Origin of the sequence: Pseudoalteromonas galatheae, from assembly GCF_005886105.2 — a bacterium.
In the GTDB taxonomy this organism is placed as follows: Bacteria; Pseudomonadota; Gammaproteobacteria; order Enterobacterales; family Alteromonadaceae; genus Pseudoalteromonas; species Pseudoalteromonas galatheae.
The window spans coordinates 3427501-3454459 of record NZ_PNCO02000001.1; the positions used below are offsets into that span (position 1 = coordinate 3427501).

Consider the following 26959-nt stretch of genomic DNA (forward strand, 5'->3'; position numbering starts at 1 on the left):
GAGATTGTACTGTGCGGGTTATGAAAAAGAAAAAGCCGAGCTGTGCTCGGCTTTTTTTGTGTCTTTAATAAGACTAATTACTCTGCAGACTGTGCGTCTTCTTGAACTTCTTCAGCCGCTGGGCGATCTAGTAGTTCAATGTAAGCCATTGGTGCATTATCACCTGTACGGAAGCCACACTTAAGAATACGAGTGTAACCACCTGGACGATCCGCGAAACGTGGACCAATCTCAGTGAACAATTTACCAACTACTTCTTTATCACGCGTGCGAGCAAACGCTAAACGACGGTTTGCTACGCTGTCAGTCTTAGCCAGTGTGATTAAAGGTTCAATTACACGGCGCAGCTCTTTTGCTTTAGGCAAAGTAGTTTTGATGATTTCGTGCTTCACCAAAGAACCAGCCATGTTGCTAAACATCGCTTTGCGATGGCTGCTGTTACGGTTTAATTGACGACCACTCTTACGATGGCGCATGACCCTATCCTTCTAACTAAACTAATATAGTAACTTAGATTACTCAGCCAGACTTGCAGGTGGCCAGTTTTCCAGGCGCATGCCCAGAGAAAGACCACGTGAAGCTAGCACGTCTTTAATTTCAGTTAGAGACTTCTTACCAAGGTTTGGTGTTTTCAGAAGCTCAACTTCAGTACGCTGTACTAAGTCACCGATATATTGAATTTGCTCGGCTTTCAGACAGTTTGCAGAACGTACAGTTAGTTCTAAGTCATCAACTGGACGAAGTAGAATCGGATCGAACTCCGGCTTCTCTTCTTTCTCTTCTGGCTCAGAAACATCACGTAGGTCTACGAATGCATCTAATTGCTCAGCAAGGATTGTTGACGCACGGCGGATCGCTTCTTCAGGATCTAAAGTGCCGTTCGTTTCCATATCGATGATTAGTTTATCTAAGTCTGTACGCTGCTCAACACGAGCTGACTCAACCGAGTACGCAATACGCTCAACCGGGCTGAATGATGCATCTAGCAACAAACGGCCGATTGGGCGCTCATCGTCATCAGAGGATAAACGACTAGACGCCGGTACATAACCGCGACCACGCTCAACACGGATGCGCATGCTGATTTCGCTATTGTCAGCAGTTAAGTGACAAATAACATGCTCAGGGTTGGCGATAGTCACATCTCCGTCGTGCTGGATATCAGCCGCAGTCACAGGGCCTACACCAGACTTAGTCAGGGTAAGGAAAACTTCATCTTTACCTTCTAGAGATACCGCTAGACCTTTAAGGTTTAACAGAATTTCAATGATGTCTTCTTGTACGCCTTCTTTCGCGCTGTACTCGTGCAATACGCCGTCAATTTCAACTTCTGTCACAGCACAACCAGGCATAGATGAAAGAAGTATACGACGTAGAGCGTTACCTAGTGTGTGGCCGAAACCACGCTCTAGAGGCTCTAAAACTACTTTAGAACGCGTTGAGCTTACAGCGTCGATATCGACTAATCTTGGTTTTAGGAATTCGGTTACAGAACCCTGCATTTTATCCTCTCTTAACTCTTAACTTTACTTCGAGTAAAGTTCGACGATTAGTTGTTCGTTAATGTCCGCAGACAGATCAGAACGCTCTGGTAGACGCTTGAAAGTGCCTTCCATTTTCTTACCGTCAACTTCAATCCAAGTTGGCTTTTCACGTTGCTCAGCCAACTCTAGAGCAGCGATGATACGCGCTTGCTTTTTAGACTTCTCGCGAATTACTACTACATCTTCAGGAGTAACTACGAAAGAAGGGATATTAACAACACGACCATTAACCATAATCGCTTTGTGGCTTACTAGCTGACGCGCTTCAGCACGTGTGCTTGCAAAACCCATGCGATATACAACATTGTCTAGACGTTGCTCTAGAAGCTGTAACAAGTTTTCACCTGTGTTACCTTTAAGGCGAGCAGCTTCTTTGTAGTAGTTACGGAATTGCTTCTCTAGTACACCGTAGATACGACGAACTTTTTGCTTTTCACGTAGCTGTAAACCGTAATCAGATAGACGACCTTTACGTGCGCCGTGCTGACCAGGTGCTGTTTCTAGTTTACACTTAGAGTCAATTGCTCTTACGCCGCTTTTAAGGAACAGGTCAGTACCTTCACGACGACTCAGCTTGAGCTTAGGGCCCAAATATCTTGCCATGTTCTTTCTCCTAACCTATTGTTATACGCGACGTTTCTTCGGTGGACGACAACCATTGTGTGGAATTGGCGTCACGTCAGTGATGTTAGTGATACGGTAACCAGCAGCATTCAATGCACGAACAGCAGACTCACGGCCTGGACCTGGACCTTTGATGAATACTTCTAGGTTCTTAAGACCGTACTCTTGTGCAGCAACACCTGCACGCTCCGCAGCAACCTGTGCAGCGAATGGAGTAGACTTACGAGAACCACGGAAACCTGAACCACCTGCAGTCGCCCAAGAAAGAGCATTGCCTTGACGGTCAGTGATGGTCACAATCGTGTTGTTGAAAGATGCATGAACGTGAGCCATGCCGTCAACAACCTGCTTTTTGACCTTTTTACGACGAATTGGTGCTTTTGCCATAACTTACCCCACCTTATTTCTTGATAGGCTTGCGAGGACCCTTACGAGTACGCGCGTTAGTCTTAGTACGCTGACCACGTAGTGGTAGCGAACGACGGTGACGTAAGCCACGGAAACAACCAAGGTCCATAAGACGCTTGATGTTTAGTGTAACTTCACGACGAAGATCACCTTCAACAGTGTACTTGCCAACTTCTTCACGAAGGATGTCAAGTGTTTCGTCATTTAGCTCGCCGATTTTAGTAGTTTCAGCGATACCTGTCGCAGCTAAGATCGCCTTAGCGCGAGTTTTACCTACACCATAGATGCTTGTTAAACCGATAACAGCATGCTTATGATCAGGAACGTTAATGCCTGCGATACGGGCCACTAACATATCTCCTATAAATAAACTTGATTATCATCTTGCTGGAAAGCCCGTATAGGATACCCAACCGACATTCAAGTTTTACCAAAGAAACAGGCTAAGTAAAGTTACTCAGCCTGCACGACTTAATTTGCTTAGCCTTGCCTTTGCTTGTGCTTTGGCTCACTGCAGATCACACGTACAACACCTGCACGCTTGATTACTTTGCAGTTACGGCAAATTTTCTTAACGGAAGCACGTACTTTCATTACTCAACTCCGTAAACTGACCTTAACGGCCGTAGCCTTTAAGGTTCGCTTTTTTCAGCACAGAATCATATTGATGTGACATCATATGAGTCTGTACTTGTGCCATAAAGTCCATGATGACAACAACGATAATCAGAATCGATGTACCGCCGAAGTAGAATGGCGTTTGCCATGCCATAGTCATAAACTCGGGCACCAGACAGATAAAGGTTATATACAAAGCACCTGCCAATGTCAGGCGTGTCATCACTTTATCAATGTATTTAGATGTCTGCTCACCTGGACGAATGCCTGGAATAAAAGCGCCAGATTTTTTCAGGTTATCTGCTGTCTCACGCGGGTTAAATACCAACGCAGTATAGAAGAAGCAGAAGAAGATAATAGCCGCAGCTAATACCATCGCATACAGTGGTTGACCTGGAGTCAATACTGCTGAGATAGCTTGTAGCACATCAGCGACCGGACCTTCACCTTGGCCAAACCAGCTTGCTATTGTACCAGGGAACAAAATGATACTGCTAGCAAAGATTGGTGGAATAACACCCGCCATGTTAACTTTTAGTGGTAAGTGCGTGCTTTGAGCAGCAAATACCTGACGACCTTGTTGACGCTTCGCATAGTTTACAACGATACGACGTTGACCACGTTCGAAGAACACAACTAGGTAAGTTACAGCGAATACGATTACCGCAATCAATAACAATGCTAAAATATGCAGATCACCTTGGCGCGCCATTTCTGCTGTCGAACCAATTGCAGACGGCAGGTTAGCTACAATACCAACAAATATTAGAACTGAGATACCGTTACCGATACCACGCTCAGTGATTTGTTCGCCCAACCACATAAGGAACATCGTTCCCGTGACTAAGCTCACTACAGCTGTGAAATAGAAGCCGAAGCCTGGATTCACAACTAGGCCTTCCATCATATTAGGTAGACCAGTAGCGATACCTATCGATTGGAATGTAGCAAGCACAAGCGTACCATAACGCGTATACTGGCTGATTTTCTTACGCCCTTGCTCACCTTCTTTCTTAAGCTCTATCATCGCAGGATGTATGTGCGTTAATAGCTGCATAATAATCGAAGCCGAGATGTACGGCATAATACCTAGCGCCAATACCGATGCACGCTCAAGCGCACCACCGCTGAACATGTTGAACATCTCAACAATGGTGCCCTTTTGTTGCTCGAAGAATTCGGCAAGTACAGCGGCGTCAATCCCAGGGATTGGCACAAAAGAGCCCAGACGGTAAATAATGATAGCACCCAATACGAATAGTAATCGGCGCTTCAGTTCCGCAAGCCCACTTTGTGCACTTTGCATATCTTGACCTGGTTTAGCCATAGCGTACTTCCTTAGTCTTCTACCTTGCCTCCGGCAGCTTCGATAGCTTCGCGTGCACCTTTAGACACTTTCATGCCTTTAACAGTAACAGCGCGTGAAACTTCGCCAGATTTTACAACTTTTACGAACTGGATGTTCTTTTTAACGATACCAGCTGCCTGTAACGCGTTTAGATCTACCACATCGCCTTCAACTTTAACGATTTCGAATAGATTCACTTCTTTAGACACAAGAGACTTGCGTGAAGTGAAACCAAACTTAGGTAGACGACGTTGCATAGGCATTTGACCGCCTTCGAAACCAACGCGTACTTTACCGCCAGAGCGTGATTTTTGACCTTTGTGACCACGGCCACCAGTCTTACCAAGACCAGAACCGATACCACGGCCAACACGCTTACCAGCTGTTTTTGAACCTGCAGCAGGTGAAAGTGTATTCAAGTTCATCGAATTACCCCTCAACCTTAACCATGTAAGAAACTTGGTTGATCATACCGCGAACTGCTGGCGTATCTTCTAGCTCAACAGTGTGATTGATACGACGTAAACCAAGGCCACGTAATGTAGCTTTATGCTTCGGTAAACGACCGATTGAGCTACGTACTTGAGTTACTTTTACTGTGTTTGCCATGGTGTCTTACCCCAAGATTTCGTCAACGCTAAGACCACGCTTCGCAGCAATACCTTCTGGAGAATTCATATTCTCTAGCGCTGCGATAGTTGCGCGAACGATGTTGATCGGGTTAGTTGAACCGTATGCTTTAGATAGTACGTTCTGTACACCAGTTACTTCTAGTACTGCACGCATCGCACCACCTGCGATGATACCTGTACCTTCAGATGCTGGCTGCATGTATACTTTAGAACCCGCGTGGCGACCCTTGATTGGGTGCTGTAGCGTGTTACCTTTTAGTTCAACAGTGATCATGTTGCGACGTGCTTTTTCCATTGCTTTTTGAATAGCAGCAGGAACTTCACGTGCTTTACCATAACCAAAACCTACTTTACCAGCGCCATCACCAACTACTGTTAGTGCAGTGAAGCTAAAGATACGACCACCTTTAACCACTTTAGACACACGGTTTACCGCGATTAGCTTTTCAGCCAATTCAGGCTGTTGTGCTTTTGCTTCTACGTTAGCCATTGTCTACTCCTAGAATTGCAGACCGGCTTCGCGCGCAGCATCAGCTAGCGCCTTCACACGGCCGTGATATTTAAAGCCACTGCGATCAAAAGCGATTTTTTCAACGCCTTTGTCAGCTACGCGCTCAGCGATTGCTTTACCAACTGCTTGAGCCGCTTCGATGTTGCCTGTGCCTTTAACTGTTTCAACAATTGCTTTTTCAACAGTAGAAGCAGCAGCCAGTACATTACCCTCAGCATTGATTACTTGAGCGTAAATGTGACGTGGCGTGCGGTGGATAACAAGACGTGTTGTGCCTTGTTCGATAATATTTCTACGAGTGCGCTTAGCACGACGTAGACGAGCTGTTTTCTTATCCATCGTCTTACCTTACTTCTTCTTAGCCTCTTTACGACGCACGTGCTCATCAGCATAACGTACACCTTTACCTTTATAAGGCTCTGGTTCACGGTATGAGCGGATGTTAGCAGCTGTTTGACCAACTAACTGCTTGTCTGCGCCTTTAACAACAATTTCAGTCTGGCTTGGAGCTTCGATAGTGATACCTGTTGGGATCTCGAAGTTCACTGGGTGAGAAAAGCCAAGGGTTAAATCTAATGTATTACCCTTAACTGCCGCACGGTAACCAACACCTACTAGCTGTAGTTTCTTCTCATAACCATCGTTAACACCAACAATCATGTTGTTGATTAGCGCGCGTGCAGTACCAGCTTGAGCCCAAGCATTAGCAACTTCACGAGGAGCTGTAGTGATAACGTTGTCGTTTAGTGAAACTTCAACCGCATCGTTGATTGTGCGAGTTAATTCACCGTTCTTGCCTTTAACTTTGATGTCCTGGCCGTTAATTGTAACTTCAACACCGGCAGGAACATTGATTGGAGCCTTCGCTATACGAGACATAGTTCCCCTCCGATTAAGCTACAAAGCCAATGATTTCACCACCAACGCCAGCGGTACGCGCAGCGCGGTCTGTCATCAGGCCTTTAGAAGTTGATACGATAGCGATACCTAGACCACCCATTACCTTAGGTAATTCGTCACGTCTCTTATAGATACGTAGACCAGGGCGGCTAACACGCTGGATGTTTTCGATTACAGCTTTGCCTTCGAAGTACTTAAGTTCGATAGTCAATTCTGCTTTTACGTCACCAGATACTGCGAAGTCAGTGATATAACCTTCGTCTTTAAGTACCTTAGCTACAGCTACTTTCAGCTTTGAAGTTGGCATTGAAACAGATACCTTCTTCGCAGACTGACCGTTACGGATACGTGTGAACAAATCCGCAATTGGATCTTGCAAGCTCATGTCTTACTCCCGTGATTCTATTACCAGCTAGCCTTTTTAAGGCCAGGAATTTCACCGCGCATCGCTGCTTCGCGAACTTTGATACGGCTTAAGCCGAACTTGCGAAGATAACCATGAGGGCGGCCCGTGATGTTACAACGATTACGTTGACGTGAAGGGCTAGAATCGCGTGGTAAAGACTGTAGCTTTAACACTGCATCCCAACGCTCATCATCAGATGCATTAACATCGCTGATGATAGCTTTTAACGCAGCACGCTTTTCAGCATACTGAGCAACTAATTTAGCACGTTTTACGTCACGTGCTTTCATTGAATTCTTTGCCATAACCCTACCCTTACTTTTTGAATGGGAAGTTGAACGCTTCTAACAACGCACGGCCTTCGTCATCTGTTTTCGCAGAAGTAGTGATTGTGATATCCATACCGCGAACGCGGTCTACTTTATCATAATCAATTTCTGGGAAGATGATTTGTTCACGTACGCCCATAGAGTAGTTACCGCGACCGTCAAAAGACTTTGCGCTAACACCGCGGAAGTCACGAATACGTGGCATCGCGATAGAGACTAAACGCTCTAGGAAATCCCACATACGCTCGCCGCGTAGGGTTACTTTACAGCCAATTGGGTAACCTTCACGGATCTTAAAGCCAGCAACTGATTTGCGTGCTTTAGTCACTAGAGGCTTCTGACCAGAGATTGATTCTAGGTCTGCTACTGCGTTTTCTAGAATTTTCTTGTCAGCTAGGGCTTCGCCCACACCCATGTTAAGTGTGATCTTTTCGATCTGAGGGACTTGCATGACAGAGCTGTAACCGAACTTCTCTTGAAGCTCTTTTACCACTTTGTCTTTGTACACTTCATGCAGTTTCGCCATCGTCTACTCCAACTATTAAATAGTTTTACCGGTAGACTTGAAGAAACGGACTTTTTTACCGTCTTCAAATCTAAAACCTACACGATCCGCTTTGCCAGTTTCGGCATTGAAAATCGCTACGTTTGATACGTCGACTGACGCTTCTTTCTCAACAACACCGCCAGCTTGCTGTAGTTGTGGTACAGGCTTCTGGTGTTTCTTGATGATGTTAACGCCTTCAACAAATACTCGGCCAGTTTCAGTAACAACTGAAAGCACTTTACCGCGCTTACCTTTGTCTTTACCGGCTAGTACGATTACTTCGTCATCACGACGGATTTTTGCTGCCATGATCGACTCCTTATAGTACTTCTGGTGCTAGTGAAACGATCTTCATGAACTTTTCAGTACGAAGTTCACGAGTCACAGGGCCGAAGATACGAGTACCAATAGGCTGTAAGTTATCATTTAAGATAACAGCCGCATTGCTATCGAAACGGATTAAAGAGCCGTCTGGACGACGTACGCCTTTTTTAGTACGCACTACTACTGCGTTTTTAACATCACCTTTCTTCACTTTGCCGCGAGGAATCGCTTCTTTAACAGAAACTTTAATGATGTCGCCAACCGCTGCGTAGCGACGGTGCGAACCACCAAGGACTTTTATACACTGCACTTTGCGAGCGCCGCTGTTATCAGCAACGTCCAGCTGAGTTTGCATTTGGATCATCTTAATGACCTCCGGTGTAGTTACAACTCGCCTAGATTTCGTTCAAAATCAAGGCATTTAGGTTAAATTCCACTCAAAAAACTGTGATTATGTCTTTCAAGGGCGGGCAATTGTACCAGCAATGTCGCATCAAAGATAGTTCAATTTTTAATTAATTTAACGCGTTAACATGACGTACCAATTACAGTTTGGGGATATGGCGGCAAGTAATCGACAATTCAACCACTTGCGCATATATTGAACAAATTTAACAGCGGAAATTTTGTTTCGATTATTATTTACTCAGATGCTTTGAGTAAAAACATCTCGAATTTTATATCTGAGAAACTCAAAATTTAATCAAAAACGATATTTAAAGAAAATAGTCGAGATAAATCTCGACCTACGGCTCTCTTTTGCTTTTGATGTAATCACCCACATTGCTTACGGTGTCTAGCCAATAACCATTTTTAGGGTCCTGTAAATAAGGAATAAGCTGGTCTAACATTTTGGTATCGACGGTGTACATGCCTTTTTCACCCACTTCATGTCCAGCAAGGATGATCCAACTGTTATTTGCCCTAAGATGCTCCAGCAGCCCTTTTAGTTCTTCAAAGCTAACGCCGTCCATCCTGATTCCGGTGAGTTGCGCAAAGTCAGTATAAGTTGGGTGGTTAGCGGTTTCATCTAACCACGTACGGCCACTGTCAAAGTGCTTCGCAATCACCGGTACATAACTTTTTACTTCAGCGCCGCGACCAACAAAGGTATTACCACAAGGGTATGCAAAGCTTCTGGGGGTTACGCCCAAATGCTTTTCAATATATTTTGTGGTGCTTACTACATCGCGTTCCATGTAGGCCAAATCAACTTGTTCCAGCCCTTTGTCCTTTTCCCTTAGCCAGGCAAAGTTACCCGTACATAAGTGTTCACTGGTGTGATTACCTATTTCATGCCCCTGCTTCACCGCGGCTTGCCACAATCCGAGCTTTTCCTCCACCTGTGATGGCATAACATAAAATGTGCCTTTCACCTTATGGCGATTAAGTAACGGCACTCCCACCTCAACTTGACTTGGCCTTGCATCATCAAACGTAAGGCTTATTGCGTTACGAGCATTATTAGGATAATTAAAGGTTTGGTTGCTATCAGCCGCTATACTAGAAGTATTTACGAGCAGAGCGCTTGCCATCATGGCAGCCAAACTGAAGTGAGAAACTAAGTTAGAAGATAACTTTGCCATTTGTTTGTCCTTATTGTTATTTATCCTTATAACCTATATGAGGCTGTGAGTATGACAAAGTGTTAAATTTTCAACTTGTTATTTGCGACTAAGGCCAACGCAAATGGTACTAATTTAGTATTTTTAGCGATACACTAATCCCAATAATAAAAGAGAAAGACAGCGCTGTGTTGAAGTTAGAAGAATACTATCAGGACGTGATCTTGCTCGCCGAAGGCGGAATGAGCAAAGTGTACCTTGCTACCGACAAAAAATTAGGCCGCCGAGTAGCGGTAAAGGTGATATCACTAACTCAGCACACGCAATCAGATGCACTCAACGAAGCCCGCCTGTTAGCGCGTTTTAACCATCCAAACATAGTACAAATTTATGATGTATTTGAAAGCGCTGGCCAAATGGCTTTGGAAATGGAATATGTGCAAGGTGCAACTTTACAGCACTACACAAAAACACACGTATTAACTACCGAGCAAAAAGTCGAGCTGCTAAGTCATATAGCCGATGGGCTGGCCTCAGCTCATGGCCAGAACATTCTTCATTTAGACTTAAAACCTGGCAATATACTGGTTAATGAACAGAGCGTAGCCAAAATTGCCGACTTTGGTATTTCACAATTAGAAGACAACCAAGCCTCTCGTCCACATACCAGTTACGGTAGTCTCACAGCAATGTCACCAGAGCAGCTTCGTGATGAAACGCTAGACAGTCGCAGTGACTTATTCTCATTTGGACTAATAGCCTATCAACTGTTAGCTGGACATCATCCTTATTTCGAACAAGCTGACGATGGCAGTGACAAATCTATTGCTGAACAGATCAAGTTCCAGCCGTTAAAAGCCAGTGCTAAACGTATTTTAGATATTCCCCCTGCACTGGCACAGCTCATTGATCGCCTATTGCAATATGACAAAAGCGCTCGTCCAAGCAGCGCGAATGAAGTCAGTCAGCAGCTAAAGCAAATTTTACAAACCTTTAGCTACGATAACAGCGAAGCGACACTGTCACTTGAACAAATAGAGCTACGAGATCGAGCCAAAGAGAAAGCCAAATCACGTAAAAAGCAACTAGGTATTACAGCACTTTTCACCTTTTTAGTTTGCTTAGCCGTTGGTGGATACTGGTACTGGCAGGAAACCAAGCCAAAGATCTATATTGCAGCGCTACCGATAGAATTTATTGGACAAGGTGATATACCAAATTCACACAAGCAGATAGTAAAGCAAACAGTTGAAGACGCCATCTATCAGTTTCTCATTACAAGTAAAGACTATGAGCCAGTTTCAAAGAAAGAAGTAGAACAAACGCTTGCATCTTTAGGTCCAACCGCGAAGCCTTCAGATATTTCTCATTCTTTACAAATAGATAAGTTATTCATTCCGACAGGTGAATGTAATAACTACAGCTGTACCATCCAGCTAGAATTGATAGGTAAATCAGGGAAAGTAGTTGAGTTTTCAGAGCGGATCACTGTGATAAATACGCAAATTTCTGCAACTTTTATTTCCATCTCTCAAGCATTATCCAAAGCACTGGATATCACTGATACTTCAGAGCAATTGATGGACGACAATTTTAATAATGCATATTCAACCCTGATAGAACAATTACACCAAGAAAACACTGTCAATATCAATTTAATTAATCAACTTAGGGAATTCATTAGGACATACCCTAAGCACTTTTCCCTCTACACGACTTATACCAAAGGTAGCCTCAGGCTATATAATCGAACTTTAGAGATGAAGATCATAAACGATTTACAAGAAGTATTGGATTCAAGCCCTCGAGAATATAAAGAGACTTTGGACTACCTAGCAAATAGGACCTCGCTACTTCTGTTGCTAAACAAGAAAGACGATATTGAGAAACTGCTGAGCGGTTACAAAGGTGACAACAGTAACTCATACGAATTGCTAAACCTAAAAGGTAGCATATATCAAAAATTAGGCCGCTATGACCAAGCGAAAGCAGCATTTAATAAAGCATATCAGCTCAAACCTACCTTGGTTGTGCTAAGGAATCTAGTGAAAATACATGCAATATCTGGGAGCTTCTCTGAAGCGCTTCATTTCGCAGATAAAGCATTATCAATAACTCAAAAAGATCATCAGCTCATCAAAATTACCGCGGATATTTCACTAATCACAGGTAATCTTAATAGGTCAATTAAACTCTACGAGACGCTAGTAAAATCTGATAGTAATAACGCAAACTATTTAACAAACTTAAGCACGGCCTTGAGTTTAATAAAGGAACAAGACTTATCCCTAGATTACGCAACTAAGGCATATAAGATAAATGAGCAAAGAGCTGATATTGTACTCAACTATGCTGATGCCTTAGCTCTAGCTAACAAAAATGCAGATCTCACCTACATGAAGGTGATAGAACTTTTAGACACCCCAAATAAACCAATTGATAAGTTAATAAAAGCCCAGGCTCTAGCGCATCTCGGTTATAATATTGAGGCGCTAAAATTGATTCAACTCGTAAAATCAGAAGCTCCAGAGTTATATGAGCTGCCTTTTGTAAGCGCCCTTATCATGACCTTAATAGGGGATGAGAGTTCAGCAATTATACAAATAGAAGCTAGCTTGGATTCAGGCTGGGCAGTACAGTTTTTTAATTTGAAGTGGTTTGATCCGTTGTGCGGAATAGTTGAGTTTCAGAATCTGCTGGAGAAGCACAACTATTCAGAGCGCTGTCGCGCTCTGAATTAGAGCTTTAGTTTGGCTCTGTATCTTCGATAACAATCGTTGGATCTTGAGAGAAATAGCGCATTTGTGAATCATTCTTATGCTTTGCTATGAGTCGATAAGCAACCTTAAAGTTATTGTTAGACTGCAAAGGGATTGCAAACCCAGAGTCTAGGTGACCCGCCATTTCCTGAGCAGCACCCTCTAGAATCGTTTTAGACGATTCAATGCTACTGATACTTACAATCATACTACGACCATCGTTAGCAACAATGCTGCTCACTTGATAGTTAAAGTTGTCTTGTGCATTAACAAATAGCGTACCGTTATCACCGAATTGCCAACCGCTATCAAAGCTTCCAGAGTCAAGTTCATAATATAAGTTAACCGACTTTCCTGATAACTCAGAAATGTCTATAACAACTTCTTCTACATCCTCGTGTTGAAGGTTAGTGATTTTCCAAGGGGCAGTTTTCGCCGCCTCTTCAGAGTGTTCTACAGGTGGTAAAAAACCAGGAGTAACTATATAACTGAGCGACTGTTGTGTCATCTTTAATATCCTTCGTTTGTTTGCAGAGCTATTCGCACTTAATATAAGCACATCAGCTGCACCAATACCATTACAATAGGTTACAGCAAGCGAAGCGACTACAGTGATTCACCAAAACCGAAACCATAATCAGCAGGCTCAACTCGATGAGAAGTACTATAAAGTCATCCGCAATGCAGCCTCGCTCAATATGAAGCAAACAAACTCTACTAAGCTCTAGTTAAGCGCTCATATACAAGTACGGCTAACTCTAATAATTATGCCATTGTATTGATGCTCTTAGGTGATTTAGAACGGGCACTAGAGTTTGCTGAACGAGCCTCTCAGTTGGCGCCCAGCAATGTAGAAATCTTACTTAACTACGCAGACATTTACTCACAAATGGGTGAGAAGGTGAAAGCCAGTGAAGTGTATCAGCAAATTTTAGCCAGTGCTCCAGCAAGCCAAGTTGAAGTCGTACGCATTCAAACTTTGGCACACCTAGGTCGGAACCAAGAGGCATTAATAGCAATTGATGAATATTTGGCTGAGTATCTCGATTAAGCTGAAGCTTTTTACGTAAAATCGTTAATTCAAACACTGATAGAAGAAAAGTATTCCGCGATGGCTTCACTGAAAAAAAGCATTGATTTAGGCTGGAGCCCGACTTTTTATCGCCTGTCATGGTTCAGGACATTATGCCACTCGCCATCACTTGAATTAAGAATTGGCATAGAACATTTTACCTATCTGTGCCAAGTGCAAATTACGAATTAGGCTGGAATATCTGGGTTGTCAATTATCACCCTTGGATCTTGAGAAAAATAGCGCACGGCACCATTTGCAGAATTATTTTGAGCAACAAGTCTGAACTCAATATTTGAGCTGTTATTCCTCACTAGTGTAACAACCCTCGCGCCGGGGTTAGCTGAAAGCCCTTTGAGATCATTTTCACTTAGCGTATTCGCAACATTCAATGCCTCAATCTTCACCTCAACTGTTAACTCATCTTTTAATGTGCTTGTAAGGTTATAATTGAAGTTATCTTGCGCCTCGATAAAGTAAGTACCGTTTTCAGCAAAGCTCCAGCCAGCTTCATCGGTAACGAGCTTATAGGTTAGAACAGCGCTTTCACCCTGAGCTAATTTAAGTTTAACTGGCTTATCATCATATATCCAGTTGCCCTCAGCTTTTGGGGTCACCGTGTATTCGAGCAAATAAGTAGGTGTACTCATTATTTTATCCTTCCTTTGTTTGTAGAGCTATCCGCATCCATTTAAGCACATGAATAGCAGTAATACTATTGCTGTAGATTACAGCTTATAGGCATAAGCTCACTATAACTGCATATAGATAATTAACTCGCGATGAATATAGAACAAGGGCTACCATCGGCAAGCCCTTGTTAAGCTGAAATTGATTTAAAACAAGCAGATGAGCTGTTTATTGAAGCGTCATAAAGATCTATCCACCAAACAAACCTTTAAGTTTGTCTTTTACCTTATCCTTAACCTTGTCTTTGGCTTTGTCTTTTGCCGCTTCTTTTAGGTCTAGGCTAGTTTCAACTTTGTGGAATGGGCCTTTGATACGCACCGGAATTTTAAAACCGGTACTGTCATCGCTACTGGCTTGCCCTTCAATGGTATCAACAATTCCAGTCACCACACGGTAATCAACTAAAGTTTGTGGTAAATTAACGGTGCCCTTGCCTGTCACTCGTAGTAACGGGCTTGCCAACGAGAAGTCATCGTTTTGACCTACGCCTTTGGTAAAGACAAAGGTGCCAGTCATGGCTGAGAAGTCGGTTTTTTGATCCGGGTCGAAATTAGCATTGAGTCCTTGCGATACCGAAGAGAAATCGCCTTTGAGCATCTCTTTGCCCTTACGGATCATCTCAGCAAGGTTTGCGCCTTTTACGCCACCATCTTTGAACTCAAAACCTAATTTACCATCAAGAGCATTCACAAATTGCTTTTGACTGACACCTTGTGTGTTTAACGCCCAATTAAGACTACCTTTACCCAATACTTTGTCAAAACCAATGGCATCGGTCAGTAGTGGCTCAGCGTTAATTGCCGTTAATGCAAAGTCAGTACTGATGGCATAAGGTTTTGCTGCTGCATTTACAACGACCTTACCTTTACCCTGGCCTTCATAGGCTTGGAACTTATCTAGGCTCAGTGTCGCCTTACCTGAGTTAAGTACTAAGCTGATTTGGTTTTCGCCAAGCTTAATTTCTCTCGCACGTAGCCCTGTTGAGGTGATCTTCACATTCGCATTGAGGCTATTAAGTGCTGACAAATCAATTGCAGTGTCATCCCACACGATAGGCTGTGCTGGTGCGTCTTCTGGCTCAGGTTGCGTTTGTGGCTTTTCCACAGGCTCTGGCAAATAAGGGTTAAGATCTAACATGCCAAGGTCAACGCTCGCGGTAATATCAGGCTTACCTGAGAGGGTGACTTTACTTTGACCTTTTATTACCAATTCGTCCAAGGTTGCCTCTAAGGCATTGAGAGTAAAGACTTGCCCTTGCATCGTCATTTTAGCGTTTAGGCCAAAGTCGTTGAACGCATTTTCTTTGGCTTTTAGGTCAACACCCTGCCACTTAGCTAGCGCTTTTACCGAGTCGCCAGTCAAGGCTAATTGACCGCGAATGGTTTTACCTTGCTCTGCAATTTCACCTTTATAGTCAAGGTTGAACAGCGCTGATTTTACTTGTTGTTCAACATTAAAGGTTTCACCTTCGATCGCCTTTGCGGGGTTATCGAGTGTAGTAACTAGGTTAAAAGTTTGACCTTGAAAAGTCAGCTTACCGTCGACTTCTAATGGTTGGTACAGTGACGATAGCATCACGCTAATGTCTAAATCAGTTACCTGATATTCAGCGCCTGTCACACCATCAAGATAAGTCACCGAGCCACCATAAATCGCCACTTCGCCAAGGCTAACATCTAAGCCCTCCGGTAACTGCATATTACCTTTTGAGCTGGTTTGCGCCGTTGGCGTGTTTTCTGCACTGGTGGGTAGCAACTGCCAATTAGCATTACCTTGTTTGTCAGTTTCTAGGATAATTTTAGGATTATTGATCACAAAGCGCTCAAGCTTAGCTTCACCAGACAACGCACTTAACCACGGAATATGCACAGCAAGTTGCTCCATGGCGAACATATCTGGGCGACTGCCCGTTGCCATGTTGGCAAATCGCACTTGGTTTAGCTCAATGTGCAGCGTTGGGAAAATACCGATGTCAGAGTCGCCATCAATCGACAGTTTTCTACCTGTCACTGACTCAACCTGTGACGTGACTTGGTCAATAATTGCCTGCTTAGGGATTAAAAAAGGGGCTGCGATAACAAGAATAATAATAAGCGCGACAATGGCGCCTACGATTTTAACTAGCCGGTTCATTGCTTTTCCTTCGTAAGGCTTGGTTCTCTTTATGATAACGGCTGTAATCGAATATACCATGAATAAAGGCAAATAATTTGTACCGAGCGATTGCAACCTTTTGACTAATCGGTATGATCCTCGCCCTTGCCAGTTTTTAGCGTCATTAGCTATATTTTACTGGTTGGTTTATTAATCAAACTTGGAGTATCTAACCCGCATGAAGAAACTGCTCATATCACCGTCAAACATGGCCTTGGGCGAACAAGAAAGTCAGATTTATCAAAATATCCTCAAACAGGCCACGGAGATCAGCCTTAATCTGATGGCGGTTAAGGTGGAAAATCACCCTGAAGATTTTCTTGGTTGGTGTTATGAACTGCTTGATGTGGCGAAAAATCGTATCAATTTTGATTTACTGGATGACCATCAATTACCCACAGTGAAAAAGCTACAAGATCTGCTCATCGCAGCGATTAGCTATTTACAACTCAAGACGTTGCGCATTGCGCCTTGGCCTATGGTGACTGCATTTATTACCAGTCACAAAGAAGTGATTGCACTAGATGAGCAATTAAAACTGATTGAATACCTTAAACCAATGCGCAGCACTCCACTTAAAGACATGATCAAAGAAGATCGTCTCGCCTTTAGCGGTAAGCATGCTGCAAATTTAGATACCAGCGTGTATCAGTTTGACGTGGAGTGGTTTGCCTCCACCAAAAGTGCAAAAGGCTTTCACCAGTTATTAGACGACCTTCCGGGTGCTTTTGATGAAGCGCTAGCCGCAATCCCGGCAGAAGGTGACGTAACGCTCGAACATTACCAGTCATTTATGGTGGGGTATTTAAGTGCCTTTTCTGGCAGCGAGGAAAAGCCAACGCTTGCACCAGCCACTCGCCTATTAGCAATGCGTCGCCCAGATGTGTTCACACCAATAACCTCGAGCAAGCTTGACGCTTTATGCCAAGCGCTTGGTGTTGCTAAGCTAAACAATCGCGATTTTGAGCGTTACTGGACCGATGTCGTCAGCACCATTAAAGCAATGCCATGGTATACGATGGCTGCACCTGTTGATGAATTTGAAACACAACTTGCTGAAATTAAAGCGCTGCTACCATGCCTTTTTTATTACGCGGATAAAGACACCGCCACTAACTCCAATTACTTTAAGCTACTGCATAAGCCTAAGCGCACCGGCACCAGTGGTGGCAAAAAGACCGTACGCCGCGGTAAAGAATCTGCAGAAGTGTTAGTCGACCGAGCCCTTGCGGATGAGTCTATTCCAGAGCATATTCGCGCCAAACGTGACTCTATAGTCGCTGAAGTAGAAAAAGGCCGCAGTGTTGATGAAACCATCAGCCTAATGCGCACCATCTTTGGATAACTAACCTAAACTTCAATAACGGCTAGCGCAATCCATAGCTTGCATTAATACTGTGCAAGCTATGGTACTTTGCACCAGCCATGTGCAACATTTATGCAAATCACTCTGCCCTACTTTCGAAACACAGAAATTAAATTCCAATATTTTTAATAACATAAAATAAATTCTCCGCCATTTCCTGACATTGGCCTCCCCCTTGCACTTACTCTTTGCAAAAAATGCAATGACAACAACTGAATAATAACTCTGCGTTCAATGGGGAAAACAGAATGAAAAACAAACCTTTACTTATGCTGCTCAGCGGCCTGACTGCGTGCTTTTGTGTCTCTGTTCAGGCGGAAGTGACAGCGAATATTGCGGCAAGCTCAAATTATTACTGGCGTGGTATCACCCAGACTGATGATGGCGCAGCAGTGTCTGGCGGCTTGGATTATAGCAATGAGTCGGGGTTTTATGCGGGCACTTGGGTCTCTAACATCGACTTTGGCGACTCAGCCAGTTACGAAATGGATCTGTATGCGGGTTACGCTGGCGAAATCAAGGGCATGAGTTTTGATTTCGGTTATATCCACTACGCCTATCCCGATGCCAGTGGAGATATTGATTTTGGCGAGATTTACGCCGCGCTTGGCTGGCAATACTTTACTTTTAAACTCAGCCACCTAGCCACAGCACAAAGCGACTCAAGCACAGAAGAAGACATGCTATATGCCGAAGTGTCGGCCAGCTTCCCCATTTTTAAAGACAGTGAATTAACTCTACATATTGGTCGCTCCAGCGGAGACACAGTGCTTGAGTGGACAGGAGAAGACGACGCTTATATGGATTACGGCATGAGCTTATCTACGCAAGGCTTTACCTTTGGATTAGTAAAAACCGACCTAGACAGTAGCGACGATATAAAAGCATACGTAAGTTATGGATTAGATTTTAATCTGTGATGACCAAAGGTGAGCGGTCCTGTGACAGCCGCATCACCTTATTTTTTACTTGCTGCAACACGTAGGGCCGAAAGGCCCTTTTTTGTGGCTAAATCTGTAAGACTGTGCGTAAATTGGCTCCAATCCAAACACATACTGCTTTATGGTACGCTATGCCCAGTAGACGCCGTCCAAATGCGATACCACTGCTCGCGACTCATGCTAAGTGACTGTGAAGTAAACGCGCTGGCAACTCGGGTGATATTTCCCGTTCCAAGCACAGTGGCGGGTTTTGATGGATGCATGGCAAGCCATGCGTATACCACTTGATCAATTTCAGTGCTACCAATCTCTTCACCCACTTGCTGTAGCACCGCTCGCAGGCGTTTGGCTTTTTCGTCTTCGCTAGAGAATATTCTGCCACCCGCCAGCGGCGACCATAGCATAGGGTTCATGCCTAGTTGTTGGCACTGATCAAGCGTGCCATCGTCAAGCGCTTTCATCTCATAAGGTGAAAACTCAATTTGGTTGGTCACTAAAGCGAAATCGAGCCTCGATTGCAATAAGGCAAGCTGGCTGGGTGTAAAGTTCGAGACCCCAAAATGCAGCACATCACCGTTTTGTTTAAGGGTATTAAACGCATCGGCAACTTCATCAGCATCCATCAGATAATCTGGGCGATGGATCAACAGCACATCTAGCCTATCTGTGCCGAAATGCTTTAGTGACTGCTGCGCTTGGGCAATGATATGCGTCTTACTCGAATCATAGTGGTTCGCCTTTCCCGCTAATCCCAAGCTCGGAAATGCAGGCTTAATGCCACATTTAGTGATGATCCGAATGTGCTCTCGAATACTAGGCTCAAGCGCTAAGGCTTTACCAAACTCCGCCTCACACTGATACTCACCGTAAATATCAGCATGATCAGTATCGCGTATTCCAAGCTCAATCGCTTGCTTTAAAAAGCGTAAATTTTCTTGCGGCGTAATTTGCCAGTCTAAAAGCCGCCAAAACCCCAATACTAATGGGTCAAGCACGCGGGTGTTTGAGTTCATAACGTACTTCCTACTTTTGCAACCACTTGCATGGCTTTCTCGACAGCACTTTCAGCCGAGTCTGAGCGTGCTAACGCCACACCCATTCTGCGCTTGCCACTCACCTCTGGTTTACCAAACAAACGAATATCCGTTAGTGGCTCTGCAAGCGCTTGTGCAAGATTGTTGAACTGTAATTGTGTTGACTGACCTTCGACAAGGATCACGCTAGATGCCGATGGTCCATAGAAGTGAATGGTGGGGATAGGCAAGCCTAAAATCGCGCGTGCATGCAGTGCAAACTCACTTAAGTCTTGCGAGATAAGCGTAACCATGCCGGTATCATGCGGCCTTGGTGACACTTCGCTGAAGTACACTTCATCACCCTTAATAAAAAGTTCAACGCCAAACAGACCCCGACCACCAAGTGCTTCCGTGACTTTTTCAGCCATGGCTTTACTGCGCTCTAGTGCCAACTCAGACATCTGCTGCGGCTGCCAACTTTGCTGGTAATCACCGTCTTGTTGCACATGTCCAATTGGCTCACAAAAACTCGTGCCATCGATATGGCGTACGGTTAGCAGCGTAATTTCGTAGTCAAAATCAACAAAACCTTCCACAATCACTCTGCCCTGACCTGCACGCCCACCTTCTTGAGCATAGTGCCAAGCCGCTTCGATATCCGCGGCACTTTTAATCAAACTTTGCCCTTTACCTGACGAGCTCATAATAGGCTTAACCACACACGGCATGCCGATACGCGCAACAGCAGCATTAAAGTCTGCCAAGGTGTCAACGAATTGATAGGGTGAAGTGGCAAGCCCTAGCGTTTCAGCGGCAAGACGGCGGATCCCTTCACGGTTCATAGTCAGTTGAGTCGCTTTGGCGGTTGGCACCACTGTGTAACCTTCAGCCTCTAATTCCACCAGCTTATCCGTCGCAATGGCTTCGATTTCCGGCACGATATAATCAGGTTGTTCTTGTTCAATAATCGCTTTGAGTTTTTCACCATCCAACATAGACAAGGTATAGCTGCGATCTGCCACTTGCATCGCTGGCGCATTGTCGTAGCGATCTAAGACAATTACTTCAGCACCTAAGCGCTTAAATTCGATAACGACTTCCTTCCCTAACTCGCCACCACCGCAGAGTAATACTTTGCAAGCAGTGGCCGAAAACGGCGTGCCCAGAGGTTTGATTTTCATGATGATTCCTTGGTTGGTTTGATGCCCCATGGTAGCGACTTTTTGTCATATGCAAAAGCTGAGAAGACGGCAATTCAACTAAAAGCCCAAATCCCTTTACAAGCTTTTACCACTCAGCTCTATCAACAAACCAGTGCCTGCAGCTACTTATTTTAAGATAACCTCACTATACCAAGCAGGATGCTGATCCAATTGTAATTTCAATTTATCACCTTGAGCCAGACTGCCAACTCCTTTAGGTGTGCCTGTCAGCACAATATCTCCGGGCTGAAGCGTAAAGTAACGAGAAACTTCTTTTAGCAGCTCAGTTATTGGAAAAATCATTAGGCTAGAATCGCCATGCTGTTTCAGCTCACCATTTTGCCAAAAACGATATTCAATACTCTTAGCAAAAGTGTTTTCATCGCATGGAACAAAAGGCGTTATTGGGCAGCTATTATCATAGGCTTTGGCCCGCTCCCAAGGGTGTCCTTGGGCTTTTAGCTCACTTTGTAAATCTCGTAGCGTAAGGTCGAGTGCCAATCCAACACCTGCAATATGCATTAATGGTTCTGAGGTATCTGCATCAATTTTCGTGCCGATCAATAGCGCAAGTTCGGCCTCATAATGATGCTCACCAAGCGCAGCATTTAATGTCACTTCGTTGCCAAATGGTACCAAGCTAGTCGCAGGTTTGATAAACAACAGCGGGCTACTCGGAATGGGATTATCTAATTCTTTGGCGTGTTCTACATAGTTCCTACCAATACAAACCACTTTTCCCATTGGTAGATCGATACATTGCTCGCTTTGCCACTGATGCATATACATTATTTCCTCTGAAACTCCATAATCTGAACAACTTATAATATCAGCTGTAAAGAAAATTACCCATAGCTGCAGCGGTAACATGATATTGTCAATTGCAAATAAAACTAAACACTGAAAGACTAACTATTACAACGATAATGAACAACAGGTAAGGAATTCTAACATGCAAGATCACGCCAACCACCCACTGACGGATTTCATTGAATATCCTCATGAAGAAATGCTAAGTCGTGCGGAAGCATTCTTGGAAAACAGTAAGAGACGCCATAGCATTCGTGCTTTTAGCGACCGCCCAGTGCCGCAAAAAATCATCGAAACTTGTATCAAAGCAGCAGGCACTGCCCCTAGTGGTGCGAACCATCAGCCATGGCATTTCGTGGCGATTGGCAGCGCAGAAAAGAAAAAACAGATCCGAGCTGCAGCCGAAGACCTCGAGCGCTCGTTTTACCAAGGCCGTGCGGGAGATGAGTGGTTGGACGCGTTAAAACCTTTGGGCACAGATGCACAAAAACCCTACTTAGAACATGCACCTTGGCTTATCGCTATTTTTAGTCAGAAAAAAGGGGGGATCCACGCAGAAGACAAGAATACCAACTACTATGTCCATGAATCGGTTGGGATAGCTACAGGGTTTCTTATCCAAGCTCTGCATAATGCAGGACTTGCCACACTGACCCATACACCTAAACCTATGAGCTTTTTAACCGAGTTGTGCGGTAGAGATAAAGATAACGAACGCCCTTATATGTTACTGATTGCGGGTTATCCAAGTGATGATGCAAGTATTCCAGAGCACGCAACAGTGAAAAAGTCACTCGCCGAAATCGCTTCGTTTATTTAAAAGTTCGGATCAGCTAACTATTGCTGTACAGCTAGCTGATCGCCTTCGTTTAGGCCACTGATAACAATCGTTTTATTACCAGTCTCTTCGCCCAACCTGAGGTAGCGTTTGTGAAGCTGGCCACTTTCTATTACTTCAACCATCGCCAATTGACCATACTTGCTGATCATATTCGTTGGAATTTGGATAATCGCCTGCTCGCCAAGCACAAGCTCAACCAGCGCGTACATGCCAGGCACCACATTTTGCAGCAAAGGCATATCCAATTTAATAATAAAGCTGCGCGCTTGGCTGTCGGCAATTGGCACCATTTCCGACACACGCGCGGTTTGGCTTATGTCTAGCGCAGGTATGCGCACCTTAATCTCGCTTCCTAACTGAATATGCTTAACTTGGCTCTCGCGAATTGGCGCTTCAATCTGCAATTGTAACGGATTGAATAGCGAAATAATGGCACCACCGGGGCTAACCATACTGCCCGGCTCTTGTAAGCGCGCTACCACTTTACCCGAAATAGGGGCTGTGATTTGCGTGTAACCCAGCGCGACTTCAGCGCTACGATACGCTTCTTGTAATGCCTTATCTTGCGCTTGTAACTCGTTCACTGTGGCTTGCCACTCATCCACTTGGTTAATCGCGATAAGCCCTTTTTCATTAAGAGATTTATTGCGTACTAATTGCTTAGTCGCTTGCTCTAGTTTGGCTGAATTCGCCGCTTGCTGCGCCGCCACTCTTTGCAGCTCTGCTTTAAGCTCGGCATCATCGAGTGTTGCTATCAGCTGTCCCGCAGTGACTTTATCACCGGCTCTGACGTTAAGCGTTTTAAGCTCCGCCAATAATCGACTGGACACTAACGTATTTTCTTTTGCGACCACACTCGCAGGCACTTGTTCAATCATCGCAATCAACGACTTTTGCACGGTATAACGTGCTCCTTGATAGGCGGGAAGTTCGGACTTATTGCCCGGAGCTAGCTTATTTTGGAATCCACCAGCAAGCCATACGACCATCAATAATAGGCAAAAAATAGCAAGAACAGGAATAGCGATTTTATTACGAGACATGAGAAGACTCCTGAACTGATAAGGCATTAAGAGATTGATTAGGTGTCGATGATGATTTGAATACTAAGTAGTAAACGATAGGCACGACCAACAATGAAAATAACGTTGAAGCAATGATCCCGAAGATAATAGCAAGGGCGAGGCCACTAAAAACAGGATCTAAGATAATCACCAAGTTGCCTAATAACGTCGTGCCTGCAGTAAGTAATACCGGTCGCATTCTTACACTTCCCGCCGCAATCAATGCGTCGATAAGTGCCATACCAGCCGCGCGAGACTGATTAATAAACTCCACCAAAATCAGGGAATTTCTCACCACGATTCCGGCCAGCGCTATCATCCCTATCATCGCGGTCGCTGTAAATAACACAGGCTCTGGCGCACCTGCAACCACACGCTCACCAAATTGATTGAGTAACCAAAAGCCCGGCATAATCCCTATCATGGTGAGGGGAATTGCCGACATAATGATAAGTGATAAGCTACTAGATGCCGTTTGTATCCGCAGGATGATAAATATCGCCACCAATGCAAATGCAAATGCGATCCCCATATCTCTAAACACATCAATGGTAATACGCCACTCACCTTCACCTTTAAAGGTATAATGAGTTCCTTCTAACATTGACCAAGTGACTCCTCCGCCACTGTGTAAAAAGGTGCGAGATGCCCAATTGCTTGGTGTTATCTGTTGGTTTTCATCCGCAACCACATCGGCAATCACCTCAGCTGGGGTGCGGCCATTTAGCTCCGCAAACACATAAATCACTTCTTGTAGGTCTTTTCGAAGGATCACGGGAGCCGTAGGGATGGATGTTAATTCGCCCAGTTCACCAATCGCCACAAGGGGCCTCGCAGCCTGCTCTAAGCCATATTCTTGAGTGGTTTTAGCCAACTCCTGACGACCACGAACTTGCATCGCCAATACGTTTTGCCATTGATTACGCTGCGCGTAACTCACACCCAACTCGATGGGCACCGTTGCGACCTCACCTTGAGTATATAAAAAGCCTGCTGACATGCCGCTGCTTGCAACCACTAAAGATTGATTAATATCCTCTGTGGCCACACCTGATAACGCGGCCTTTTGTTTATCAACCACAAACCGCTTTAACCATGTTGGCGAAGCCATTGAGGTGTCAACCTCAACCACATGTGGCTCCTGCCTTAAACGATGCGCTAACCTTTGGGCTGCTTGCTCTTGCGTTTCACGAGCAACAAACGGATCTGCATAAACCTCAGCAACGAGTGTACTTAATACCGGAGGTCCCGGCGGCACTTCCACCACTTTTACTTGCGTCAAAGTTTGGTTAAAAGGCTGAAGCTTTTCACGCAGTCGCATGACGATGGCGTGAGATTGATGTTCGCGTTCACGCTTATCCACCAGTAAAACTCTAAGTTCGGCAAGATGCGTACCACTACGACGATAATAGCCTCGCACCATACCATTAAAATCCATACTGGAAGGCTTACCGACAAAAGCGGCGATGTCGGTCACTTCAGCTTCTGACCAAACGATTTGCTGTACTTGCCTCGTCATTGCGGCCGTTTGCTCAAGGCTGGTTCCCTCGGGCATATCTATCAATACTTGGATTTCACTTTTATTGTCAAACGGCAGCAATTTCAGTGGTACGGCTCTAAAAATAGGAAGGCTCACACTCGCAACAAATAACCCTAACACACCCCATAATAACCACTTGGCTTTACGTGGGTTTTGTAAAATTGGCAGCATGATTTTGCTGTAGTACGAGTCTTGAGGCGCGACTTCACTTGTTTTTGCATCCGCTTTGAGTAACTTTTTAGACAGCCAAGGCGTCACTAAAAAAGCCACTAACGTCGAGGCAATGACACTAATGGGGACGTTAAATGCCATAGGTGCCATATATGGGCCCATCATGCCAGTAATAAACGCCAATGGAATAAACGCCATGATGATAGTTAACGTTGACATCAAAAGCGCAGATTTGATCTCGACCATAGCAGCGACAATGTTGTGATCTGTGTCAGCTGCCGCGCCGCGATGAATAAAGCGGCTAATATTATCAATCCCAGTGATTGGGTCATCGACCAACAATCCCAGCGACAAAATAAGCGCAAACAAGGTGACCCGATTAATGGTGTAACCAAACGCAAAGTCCAACCCAAGTGTAATGCCATAGCAAATTGGCACTGCAAGACCAACAACGATGGCAGGCCGCCAACCTAAAAATACACCGACAAATATCACAACGGTAAATACCGCAAAGGCCAAGCTAGAGGTAAGATTATTGACTTTGTCATTGGCCGTCTCACCATAGTTTCTTAGTACTTTTACCGATACCTCAGCGGGAAGGATCTCCTGTTGTAGCTGGGTTACAAGCGCTAAACTTTGCTCTGCAACCGTTACCGCATTACTTCCCTTTTGCTTCGCCACGCCAATCGTCACTAATGGTGCATCAGCCTGACTGTCGCTGCTTGCTAACCACTGATAGCTATCGGGTTCACTAGGACCATCAATAACCTGAGCAACTTCTTTTAAAACAATGGCACGGCCATTGATTACGTTCACCGTGAGACCTTCAAGTGCCGACTTATTACGAAGGACATCACCAGACTCAAAGGCAATCGTGTTACTGCCTGCCGTCACTTGCCCGACTCGTGTCACTAGATTACTACTTTGGATAGCACCTAAAACATCCATTGGTGTTGTTTGATGTGCAGCAAGCGCAGCTAAGTTCAACTCAACCCTAAGTACTCTCGTGCGCCCGGTAATAACTGAAACCTCGCTGGTGTCTGCGATGCTCTGTAACTGGATAGCTAGCTCTTGTGCAAAGCGCGTTAGCGCGTAGTCATCATATAGTTGCGGCTTGGAACTTGTCAGTCCAAGCATCAAAATTGGAACGTCATCGACTTCTATTGGACGGATCTGCCACTGAGTGACAATTCCCGGCATAGTATGCTGATTGGCATACAGCTTAGTGTAGGTGTTGAGAATGGCTTTCTCTCTGTCTTCACCCACATGAAATCTTAAAGTAACAACCGTGCCGCCGGTTTGGGTCGTAGAATAGACGTGCTCAACGCCTGGAATTTGCAGCAGTAACTTTTCAAGTGGAGTGGTGACCAATCGTGCCACTTCTGGTGAGGCAGTATTTGGTACCGACACATGAATATCCAGCATAGGCACCACTATTTGTGGTTCTTCCTCTCGTGGTGTCATTTGCAATGCAAATAATCCAAGTACCACAGCGCACAAGAAGATAATCGTTGGCAAGCTGCCTTGTAGAGCATACCGAATGACACCATCTAACTTTTGCATCTCAGTCGTTCCTA

At 44.6% G+C, this 26959-nt stretch carries 30 protein-coding genes and 1 pseudogene; 5 read left to right on the plus strand and 26 right to left on the minus strand.

Annotated features, from left to right (window positions below; translation table 11 throughout):
• Window positions 1-77: 77 nt before the first annotated feature.
• The 18 genes from rplQ to CWC29_RS15355 all read right to left on the minus strand — a co-directional run bounded on the left by rplQ (window position 78) and on the right by CWC29_RS15355 (window position 9777).
• Entirely contained in the window at window positions 78-476 is a 399-nt protein-coding gene (gene rplQ, locus CWC29_RS15270; protein WP_128725676.1) for a 50S ribosomal protein L17, read from the minus strand.
• Between the two features lie 39 nt (window positions 477-515).
• Complete coding sequence (locus CWC29_RS15275) at window positions 516-1502, minus strand: DNA-directed RNA polymerase subunit alpha (protein ID WP_010378288.1); 987 nt, start codon at window positions 1500-1502, stop codon at window positions 516-518.
• Between the two features lie 24 nt (window positions 1503-1526).
• Window positions 1527-2147, minus strand: a complete 621-nt coding sequence (gene rpsD, locus CWC29_RS15280; protein WP_017218390.1) for a 30S ribosomal protein S4 — start codon at window positions 2145-2147, stop codon at window positions 1527-1529.
• 21 nt (window positions 2148-2168) lie between these two features.
• Window positions 2169-2555 carry a 30S ribosomal protein S11 gene (gene rpsK, locus CWC29_RS15285; RefSeq protein ID WP_010378285.1) on the minus strand — a complete coding sequence of 129 codons (387 nt, stop codon included), beginning with the start codon at window positions 2553-2555 and terminating at the stop codon, window positions 2169-2171.
• A 13-nt stretch (window positions 2556-2568) separates the two neighbouring features.
• Window positions 2569-2925 carry a 30S ribosomal protein S13 gene (gene rpsM / locus CWC29_RS15290; RefSeq protein ID WP_010378282.1) on the minus strand — a complete coding sequence of 119 codons (357 nt, stop codon included), beginning with the start codon at window positions 2923-2925 and terminating at the stop codon, window positions 2569-2571.
• 131 nt (window positions 2926-3056) lie between these two features.
• The gene (rpmJ, locus tag CWC29_RS15295; protein ID WP_002959476.1) at window positions 3057-3170 is read right to left on the minus strand and encodes a 50S ribosomal protein L36; all 114 of its coding nucleotides are present in this window, start codon (window positions 3168-3170) and stop codon (window positions 3057-3059) included.
• A 22-nt stretch (window positions 3171-3192) separates the two neighbouring features.
• Entirely contained in the window at window positions 3193-4521 is a 1329-nt protein-coding gene (gene secY / locus CWC29_RS15300; RefSeq protein WP_010606805.1) for a preprotein translocase subunit SecY, read from the minus strand.
• A gap of 11 nt (window positions 4522-4532) precedes the next feature.
• Window positions 4533-4967, minus strand: coding sequence for a 50S ribosomal protein L15 (rplO, locus tag CWC29_RS15305; RefSeq protein ID WP_128725677.1), 435 nt, complete (start codon window positions 4965-4967; stop codon window positions 4533-4535).
• A 4-nt stretch (window positions 4968-4971) separates the two neighbouring features.
• Window positions 4972-5151: a 50S ribosomal protein L30 gene (gene rpmD / locus CWC29_RS15310; protein ID WP_010378276.1), complete on the minus strand. Its 180-nt coding sequence runs from the start codon at window positions 5149-5151 to the stop codon at window positions 4972-4974.
• A gap of 6 nt (window positions 5152-5157) precedes the next feature.
• Window positions 5158-5664, minus strand: coding sequence for a 30S ribosomal protein S5 (rpsE, locus tag CWC29_RS15315; RefSeq protein WP_010606806.1), 507 nt, complete (start codon window positions 5662-5664; stop codon window positions 5158-5160).
• 9 nt (window positions 5665-5673) lie between these two features.
• Window positions 5674-6024 (minus strand): 50S ribosomal protein L18, encoded by a 351-nt coding sequence (gene rplR / locus CWC29_RS15320; protein WP_010378271.1) that lies wholly within the window; start codon window positions 6022-6024, stop codon window positions 5674-5676.
• Between the two features lie 9 nt (window positions 6025-6033).
• Window positions 6034-6564: a 50S ribosomal protein L6 gene (gene rplF, locus CWC29_RS15325; protein WP_102057674.1), complete on the minus strand. Its 531-nt coding sequence runs from the start codon at window positions 6562-6564 to the stop codon at window positions 6034-6036.
• Window positions 6565-6577: 13 nt separating this feature from the next.
• Window positions 6578-6970: a 30S ribosomal protein S8 gene (gene rpsH / locus CWC29_RS15330; protein WP_010378266.1), complete on the minus strand. Its 393-nt coding sequence runs from the start codon at window positions 6968-6970 to the stop codon at window positions 6578-6580.
• A gap of 20 nt (window positions 6971-6990) precedes the next feature.
• Window positions 6991-7296, minus strand: a complete 306-nt coding sequence (rpsN, locus tag CWC29_RS15335) for a 30S ribosomal protein S14 (RefSeq protein ID WP_095728862.1) — start codon at window positions 7294-7296, stop codon at window positions 6991-6993.
• 10 nt (window positions 7297-7306) lie between these two features.
• Window positions 7307-7846 (minus strand): 50S ribosomal protein L5, encoded by a 540-nt coding sequence (gene rplE / locus CWC29_RS15340; protein ID WP_010378262.1) that lies wholly within the window; start codon window positions 7844-7846, stop codon window positions 7307-7309.
• 15 nt (window positions 7847-7861) lie between these two features.
• The gene (gene rplX / locus CWC29_RS15345; RefSeq protein WP_010378260.1) at window positions 7862-8176 is read right to left on the minus strand and encodes a 50S ribosomal protein L24; all 315 of its coding nucleotides are present in this window, start codon (window positions 8174-8176) and stop codon (window positions 7862-7864) included.
• A gap of 10 nt (window positions 8177-8186) precedes the next feature.
• Window positions 8187-8555: a 50S ribosomal protein L14 gene (gene rplN, locus CWC29_RS15350; RefSeq protein WP_010378257.1), complete on the minus strand. Its 369-nt coding sequence runs from the start codon at window positions 8553-8555 to the stop codon at window positions 8187-8189.
• Window positions 8556-8937: 382 nt separating this feature from the next.
• Window positions 8938-9777, minus strand: coding sequence for a polysaccharide deacetylase family protein (locus CWC29_RS15355; RefSeq protein WP_128725678.1), 840 nt, complete (start codon window positions 9775-9777; stop codon window positions 8938-8940).
• A 167-nt stretch (window positions 9778-9944) separates the two neighbouring features.
• Between CWC29_RS15355 and CWC29_RS15360 the strand changes: the two genes are divergently transcribed.
• Window positions 9945-12497: a protein kinase domain-containing protein gene (locus CWC29_RS15360; RefSeq protein ID WP_138522824.1), complete on the plus strand. Its 2553-nt coding sequence runs from the start codon at window positions 9945-9947 to the stop codon at window positions 12495-12497.
• A 4-nt stretch (window positions 12498-12501) separates the two neighbouring features.
• Here CWC29_RS15360 and CWC29_RS15365 read toward each other — a convergent pair whose 3' ends face one another.
• Complete coding sequence (locus CWC29_RS15365) at window positions 12502-13023, minus strand: hypothetical protein (RefSeq protein WP_128725680.1); 522 nt, start codon at window positions 13021-13023, stop codon at window positions 12502-12504.
• Window positions 13024-13275: 252 nt separating this feature from the next.
• Between CWC29_RS15365 and CWC29_RS23770 the strand changes: the two are divergent.
• A pseudogene (locus CWC29_RS23770) lies at window positions 13276-13566 on the plus strand (tetratricopeptide repeat protein); the annotation flags it as partial.
• Window positions 13567-13775: 209 nt separating this feature from the next.
• On the opposite strand, the gene CWC29_RS15375 reads toward CWC29_RS23770, so the two are convergent.
• Window positions 13776-14237, minus strand: a complete 462-nt coding sequence (locus CWC29_RS15375; RefSeq protein ID WP_128725681.1) for a hypothetical protein — start codon at window positions 14235-14237, stop codon at window positions 13776-13778.
• 229 nt (window positions 14238-14466) lie between these two features.
• On the minus strand, window positions 14467-16410 hold the full coding sequence (locus tag CWC29_RS15380; RefSeq protein ID WP_128725682.1) for an AsmA family protein: 1944 nt from the start codon (window positions 16408-16410) through the stop codon (window positions 14467-14469).
• A gap of 199 nt (window positions 16411-16609) precedes the next feature.
• On the opposite strand from CWC29_RS15380, the gene CWC29_RS15385 reads away from it, so the two are divergent.
• Window positions 16610-17776, plus strand: coding sequence for a hypothetical protein (locus CWC29_RS15385; RefSeq protein ID WP_162847780.1), 1167 nt, complete (start codon window positions 16610-16612; stop codon window positions 17774-17776).
• A 269-nt stretch (window positions 17777-18045) separates the two neighbouring features.
• Window positions 18046-18717 (plus strand): TorF family putative porin, encoded by a 672-nt coding sequence (locus CWC29_RS15390; protein ID WP_128725683.1) that lies wholly within the window; start codon window positions 18046-18048, stop codon window positions 18715-18717.
• Window positions 18718-18857: 140 nt separating this feature from the next.
• On the opposite strand, the gene CWC29_RS15395 is transcribed toward CWC29_RS15390, so the two are convergent.
• The 3 genes from CWC29_RS15395 to CWC29_RS15405 form a co-directional block, all read right to left on the minus strand.
• Window positions 18858-19751, minus strand: a complete 894-nt coding sequence (locus CWC29_RS15395) for an aldo/keto reductase (protein WP_128725684.1) — start codon at window positions 19749-19751, stop codon at window positions 18858-18860.
• On the minus strand, window positions 19748-20935 hold the full coding sequence (gene purT / locus CWC29_RS15400; RefSeq protein ID WP_128725685.1) for a formate-dependent phosphoribosylglycinamide formyltransferase: 1188 nt from the start codon (window positions 20933-20935) through the stop codon (window positions 19748-19750). Before purT ends, CWC29_RS15395 begins: the two co-directional genes overlap by 4 nt.
• A gap of 147 nt (window positions 20936-21082) precedes the next feature.
• The gene (locus CWC29_RS15405; protein ID WP_128725686.1) at window positions 21083-21745 is read right to left on the minus strand and encodes a fumarylacetoacetate hydrolase family protein; all 663 of its coding nucleotides are present in this window, start codon (window positions 21743-21745) and stop codon (window positions 21083-21085) included.
• Between the two features lie 163 nt (window positions 21746-21908).
• Here CWC29_RS15405 and CWC29_RS15410 point away from each other — a divergent pair, with 163 nt between their 5' ends.
• Window positions 21909-22586 carry a nitroreductase family protein gene (locus CWC29_RS15410; RefSeq protein ID WP_128725687.1) on the plus strand — a complete coding sequence of 226 codons (678 nt, stop codon included), beginning with the start codon at window positions 21909-21911 and terminating at the stop codon, window positions 22584-22586.
• A gap of 17 nt (window positions 22587-22603) precedes the next feature.
• On the opposite strand, the gene CWC29_RS15415 is transcribed toward CWC29_RS15410, so the two are convergent.
• On the minus strand, window positions 22604-23650 hold the full coding sequence (locus tag CWC29_RS15415; protein ID WP_128725688.1) for an efflux RND transporter periplasmic adaptor subunit: 1047 nt from the start codon (window positions 23648-23650) through the stop codon (window positions 22604-22606).
• Window positions 23640-26945 (minus strand): efflux RND transporter permease subunit, encoded by a 3306-nt coding sequence (locus CWC29_RS15420; RefSeq protein WP_138522826.1) that lies wholly within the window; start codon window positions 26943-26945, stop codon window positions 23640-23642. Before CWC29_RS15420 ends, CWC29_RS15415 begins: the two co-directional genes overlap by 11 nt.
• Between the last annotated feature and the right edge of the window lie 14 nt (window positions 26946-26959).

Excerpts from the sequence above, each read along its gene's own strand:
- rpsD (WP_017218390.1), bottom strand. The coding sequence starts at position 2,147 with ATGGCAAGATATTTGGGCCCTAAGCTCAAGCTGAGTCGTCGTGAAGGT.
- rplN (WP_010378257.1), bottom strand. The coding sequence starts at position 8,555 with ATGATCCAAATGCAAACTCAGCTGGACGTTGCTGATAACAGCGGCGCT.
- CWC29_RS15355 (WP_128725678.1), bottom strand. The coding sequence starts at position 9,777 with ATGGCAAAGTTATCTTCTAACTTAGTTTCTCACTTCAGTTTGGCTGCC.
- rpsK (WP_010378285.1), bottom strand. The coding sequence starts at position 2,555 with ATGGCAAAAGCACCAATTCGTCGTAAAAAGGTCAAAAAGCAGGTTGTT.
- rpmD (WP_010378276.1), bottom strand. The coding sequence starts at position 5,151 with ATGGCAAACACAGTAAAAGTAACTCAAGTACGTAGCTCAATCGGTCGT.
- rplF (WP_102057674.1), bottom strand. The coding sequence starts at position 6,564 with ATGTCTCGTATAGCGAAGGCTCCAATCAATGTTCCTGCCGGTGTTGAA.
- CWC29_RS15420 (WP_138522826.1), bottom strand. The coding sequence starts at position 26,945 with ATGCAAAAGTTAGATGGTGTCATTCGGTATGCTCTACAAGGCAGCTTG.
- CWC29_RS15405 (WP_128725686.1), bottom strand. The coding sequence starts at position 21,745 with ATGTATATGCATCAGTGGCAAAGCGAGCAATGTATCGATCTACCAATG.
- rpsN (WP_095728862.1), bottom strand. The coding sequence starts at position 7,296 with ATGGCAAAGAATTCAATGAAAGCACGTGACGTAAAACGTGCTAAATTA.
- CWC29_RS15375 (WP_128725681.1), bottom strand. The coding sequence starts at position 14,237 with ATGAGTACACCTACTTATTTGCTCGAATACACGGTGACCCCAAAAGCT.
- CWC29_RS15365 (WP_128725680.1), bottom strand. The coding sequence starts at position 13,023 with ATGACACAACAGTCGCTCAGTTATATAGTTACTCCTGGTTTTTTACCA.
- CWC29_RS15390 (WP_128725683.1), top strand. The coding sequence starts at position 18,046 with ATGAAAAACAAACCTTTACTTATGCTGCTCAGCGGCCTGACTGCGTGC.
- rplO (WP_128725677.1), bottom strand. The coding sequence starts at position 4,967 with ATGAACTTGAATACACTTTCACCTGCTGCAGGTTCAAAAACAGCTGGT.
- CWC29_RS15415 (WP_128725688.1), bottom strand. The coding sequence starts at position 23,650 with ATGTCTCGTAATAAAATCGCTATTCCTGTTCTTGCTATTTTTTGCCTA.
- rplR (WP_010378271.1), bottom strand. The coding sequence starts at position 6,024 with ATGGATAAGAAAACAGCTCGTCTACGTCGTGCTAAGCGCACTCGTAGA.
- CWC29_RS15275 (WP_010378288.1), bottom strand. The coding sequence starts at position 1,502 with ATGCAGGGTTCTGTAACCGAATTCCTAAAACCAAGATTAGTCGATATC.
- rpsH (WP_010378266.1), bottom strand. The coding sequence starts at position 6,970 with ATGAGCTTGCAAGATCCAATTGCGGATTTGTTCACACGTATCCGTAAC.
- CWC29_RS15385 (WP_162847780.1), top strand. The coding sequence starts at position 16,610 with ATGAAGAAACTGCTCATATCACCGTCAAACATGGCCTTGGGCGAACAA.
- CWC29_RS15410 (WP_128725687.1), top strand. The coding sequence starts at position 21,909 with ATGCAAGATCACGCCAACCACCCACTGACGGATTTCATTGAATATCCT.
- rplQ (WP_128725676.1), bottom strand. The coding sequence starts at position 476 with ATGCGCCATCGTAAGAGTGGTCGTCAATTAAACCGTAACAGCAGCCAT.
- rplX (WP_010378260.1), bottom strand. The coding sequence starts at position 8,176 with ATGGCAGCAAAAATCCGTCGTGATGACGAAGTAATCGTACTAGCCGGT.
- rpsE (WP_010606806.1), bottom strand. The coding sequence starts at position 5,664 with ATGGCTAACGTAGAAGCAAAAGCACAACAGCCTGAATTGGCTGAAAAG.
- secY (WP_010606805.1), bottom strand. The coding sequence starts at position 4,521 with ATGGCTAAACCAGGTCAAGATATGCAAAGTGCACAAAGTGGGCTTGCG.
- rplE (WP_010378262.1), bottom strand. The coding sequence starts at position 7,846 with ATGGCGAAACTGCATGAAGTGTACAAAGACAAAGTGGTAAAAGAGCTT.
- purT (WP_128725685.1), bottom strand. The coding sequence starts at position 20,935 with ATGAAAATCAAACCTCTGGGCACGCCGTTTTCGGCCACTGCTTGCAAA.
- CWC29_RS15395 (WP_128725684.1), bottom strand. The coding sequence starts at position 19,751 with ATGAACTCAAACACCCGCGTGCTTGACCCATTAGTATTGGGGTTTTGG.
- rpmJ (WP_002959476.1), bottom strand. The coding sequence starts at position 3,170 with ATGAAAGTACGTGCTTCCGTTAAGAAAATTTGCCGTAACTGCAAAGTA.
- CWC29_RS15380 (WP_128725682.1), bottom strand. The coding sequence starts at position 16,410 with ATGAACCGGCTAGTTAAAATCGTAGGCGCCATTGTCGCGCTTATTATT.